We start from the raw sequence: 3,837 nt of genomic DNA, 5'->3' as shown, positions 1-3,837 counted from the left end.
TCATGCCGGCGCCCACCTCCGCCGCGACGTCCGCACCGGCAAAGCCGCGCAACACAAATTGTTCGCCGCCCGCGGGAAAAGAGATGTCCTGGCCGAGCAGCGTTGCCGAAACGTCATCGCTGTTTTGCGCGATCGCGTCGACCCCGGTGCGAAGCGTGGTTTGCCAGGCCTGGCTTGGCGTGCTGACGGGAGCGAGCGCCAGCGCGAGTTGGCCGCGCGCCTCGAAGACGTTGACGTCACGCCGCGAGACCACAAGATCGCCGTCCGAGCCGGTCTCCGTGTAGTCGTCGAAGAAGAGCCCAGCGTAGCGCAGCCGCACGCTGGGTATCAGCGTGCCGGCCGTCACCGGCAGCCGCATGCCGAGCGTGACCGAGGGGCTCAGGAAAACGCCGTTGAAATCGGCCCGCGCCGTTTCGATGCCGCCGAGCACCAGATTGTTCGCGACATGGCGGCGGCTGCGCTCCTGCAGCACGCCGGCGACGAACGCCGCCTCGGCGAAATGCGCACCTGCGTCATAGCCGAGATAGCCGCCCGCAAACGCGCCGCGATGGACGATCTCCTGCGCGTCGTCGTCGACCTCGGTAGACCCGGCGGCGCCGCCGAGGAACAAGCCGCCGAGGAAGCCGTCGCCCGAGCGCCTTTCAGCGCCGGCGACCACACCGCCCAGCGCCTCGCTGAACCCGGCCGATGCGCCGTAACCACCCTGGGAGCGTATCCCGCCGAAAGTGGAGATCCAGGCGTCCGGACCTTTCCGTAGCGCAGGCAAGCCGTCCTCTGGGGCAGCCATACGCGCCTCGGCGACACCGGCTATGCCGTCGACAAGGTCCTCGATCAGCGGCCCGCTGCTCGCAAACCCGGTGATGTCGACCACCGCCACGCTGTCGCCGCTCGTCACGAACGGCCTGCCGCCTGTGAGGATGGTTTGCGGCAGGCCGCTTCCTGAAAAACTCATGACGGCGTTGAGCCCAGGGCCGAAGGTGACGGTGTTGCCCCCGCCGGAAAAGACGATCGGCCCCTGGATGGCCGTCCCGCCCAACAGGTTCAGCGTGGCGTCGGGCGCGCCGAAATAGATCGCCACGCTCTGGTCGCTGAAGACGCGACCGGAATTGGTGATGACGGAACTGCTGCCCTGGACCGCAATGCCGACACCGCCCAGCCCTCCTACGATCACCGAACCAGAATTGGTGATCGTGGCGTTGCCGAACAGCGCACTGATACCCGTCGAAGCTGTCCCGAAGACATCGACCGTGCCGCTGTTGGCGATGGTGATGTCATTGCCGCTGGCGCCGATGCCGACCGAAGCCAGGCCCGACACAACGATCGACCCGGAATTATCGAGTCGCAGCCCGTTGCTCTGCCACAGAATCCCTCCGGCCGCGGTCCCATAGGCCTCGATGGATCCGCTGTTGTCCACCGTCAGGTCCGGCCCATCGCCGATTATGCCTGCGGCAGCCGTGCCGGAAACGCCGATAAAGCCACGGTTATCCACATGCCCGGCCGGAGCATCGCTGATGATCCCGTATGTGGCGACGCCAAGCGCTTCTATCGAGCCGTTGTTCACGATCTGCGCATGGCCGCCTTCCGACAGGACGCCGATCGAGCCATCGCCTATCGCCAGGATCGCTCCGTTGTTGAGGATGGTCGCGTCGGGCCCTTGCGAATGCACATTGGCGGCGCCGCCGCCCAATGTTGCGATCAGCCCGTAATTGGTCAGCCGCTGACCCGAATTGAACATCCGCACGGCATCGACGCCGGCGCCGAATGTTTCGATCGCTCCGTTTGCCTGCACGTGGCCGGTATCACCGGCATTGCTCATCGTCTGCTGGCCGGCAATGACGCCATTGCCGATGACAAAATCTTGGGCGAACGCCGCGCCGTTTCCAAGCGAGACCCCGGCGACAATCGACAGCGCTATCGCGCCTGGAACCCCTGTGCGCGACGTCGGCATCACCCCTCTGGCGCATGGCCACGCAACAGGTGGATTCTGCGCCCGAAGGAAGCGAAAGACAAGCCGCACGCAAAACGCCCAGCCAGGGCGCTATACGCCTGCGAAGAAGCCTATCGCCGCAGCACCGCGCTCAGCACGTCGCGGATGCCGATCGCGCCGACGAAGCGCGAGCCTTCGTCGAACAGCGCCACCGGCGCCGTCTGCGAGCGGTGCATGGCGAGCATCACCGTTTTCAGCGGCGTGCCGGGATTGGCCCAGAACACCTGAGCGCCCTCTTCCGGCTGGCGCTCGACATCGGCGCAGGAGACCCACACCGCCGGCTTGCCGTCGCGCTCGGCCGCGGCCACCAGGCCATGCTCGTCGATCTTGAAGCGCGTCGTCTTGCGCCGGTCGAGCCACACCCAGCCATCCTCGCCCTGCTCCAGGTCGCGGCGGTCGCGCATCACGTTCCACGCCGTCAGCACCGACAACGGATTCACGTTGGCGATGAAGTCGCGGACATAGTCGTTGGCGGGCCTGAGCACGATGTCTTCCGGCGCGCCGGTCTGCACGATGCGGCCGCCTTCCATGATCGTGATGTGGCTGCCGATCTTCAGCGCCTCCTCGAGGTCATGGCTGACGAAGATGATGGTCTTCTTCAGTTCGGCCTGAAGCTGCAGCAATTCGTCCTGCAGCTTGGTGCGGATCAGCGGGTCGAGCGCCGAGAACGGCTCGTCCATCAGAAGGATCGGCGCCTCGGTGGCGAAGGCGCGCGCCAGGCCGACGCGCTGCTGCATGCCGCCGGAAAGCTCGTGGGCGTATTTCTTCGACCACTGGTCGAGATGGACGAGCTGCAGTTGCTTTTGCACGCGCGCCTTGCGTTCGGCTTCCGGCACGCCGGCGAGCTCGAGGCCGAAGCCGACATTTTCCTCGACGGTGCGCCAGGGCAGCAGGCCGAACTGCTGGAACACCATGGCCACCTGCTTCTGCCGCAGCCGCCGCAAGGTCGCCTCGTCGCAGGTGACGACATCGACGATGCGGTCGCCGTCCTTGACCAGCACCTGGCCGCGCGACACCACGTTCAACCGGTTAACGGCCCTCAGCAGCGTAGACTTGCCGGAGCCGGACAGGCCCATCAGCACCGAGATCTCGCCTTCGTGCACGGTGAGGCTGGCGCCGGCGCAGCCCAGCACATTGCCGGTCTTTTCCAGGATCTCGGCGCGCGTGGCGCCCTGGTCGATCAGCGCCAGCGAACCTGCCTGGTCGGCCCCGAAGACGATGTCCACATTCTTGAAATCAACCGCGACGGTCATTTCTTGCCTCCAACGCCGATGCGGGTCATGCGGTCGAGCACGATCGCGAGCACAACGATCGCGAGGCCCGCCTCAAGCCCGAGATCGATGCGGCGCGAGCCGAGCGCGCGGTTGATTTCCGTGCCGAGGCCGCCGGCGCCGATCAGGGCGGCGAACACCACCATCGACAGCGACAGCATGATCGATTGCGTCAGACCCGCCATGATGGTCGGCAGCGCCGATGGCAGCTCCACCTTCCACAGGAGCTGGCGCTTGGTGGCGCCGAAGGCCTCGCCCGCCTCGATGATCGCCTTGGGCACCGAGACCACGCCGAGATGGGTGAGCCTGACTGCCGTCGGGATGACGAAGATGATGGTGACGATGAGACCGGGCGCGTTGCCGAGGCCGAACAGCGTGAGCACCGGGATCAGGTAGACGAAGGTCGGCAGCGTCTGCATCAGGTCGAGCACCGGCAGCATGACGCGGTAGACCTTCGGCTTGTGCGCGGCCCAGATGCCGAGCGGCACGCCGATCGCCATGGCCATGGCGGCGGCGGCAACGACCAGCACCAGCGTTTGCACCGTCTGTTTCCACAGGTTCTGGTTGATGATGAAGATC

Annotated in this window: 3 protein-coding genes; all 3 read right to left on the bottom strand. The window is 66.1% G+C overall.

Annotated elements, in window-relative coordinates:
* A partial coding sequence (locus EOA28_RS28095; protein WP_128315499.1) for an autotransporter outer membrane beta-barrel domain-containing protein occupies nt 1-1,948 on the bottom strand: 1,948 nt, incomplete at its 3' end.
* 110 nt (nt 1,949-2,058) lie between these two features.
* Nucleotides 2,059-3,240: a choline ABC transporter ATP-binding protein gene (choV, locus tag EOA28_RS28090; protein WP_126081621.1), complete on the bottom strand. Its 1,182-nt coding sequence runs from the start codon at nt 3,238-3,240 to the stop codon at nt 2,059-2,061.
* The coding region (locus tag EOA28_RS28085; protein ID WP_128315498.1) for an ABC transporter permease subunit at nt 3,237-3,837 on the bottom strand (601 nt) is incomplete at its 5' end. The genes choV and EOA28_RS28085, both read right to left, overlap by 4 nt.

This window comes from Mesorhizobium sp. M2A.F.Ca.ET.067.02.1.1, from assembly GCF_004023285.1.
Classification (GTDB): Bacteria; Pseudomonadota; Alphaproteobacteria; order Rhizobiales; family Rhizobiaceae; genus Mesorhizobium.
This window is presented reverse-complemented; position numbering and strand designations above follow the sequence as displayed.

What these genes read in the sequence shown, in the direction of transcription:
- choV (WP_126081621.1), bottom strand. Translation starts at nt 3,240, where the DNA reads ATGACCGTCGCGGTTGATTTCAAGAATGTGGACATCGTCTTCGGGGCC.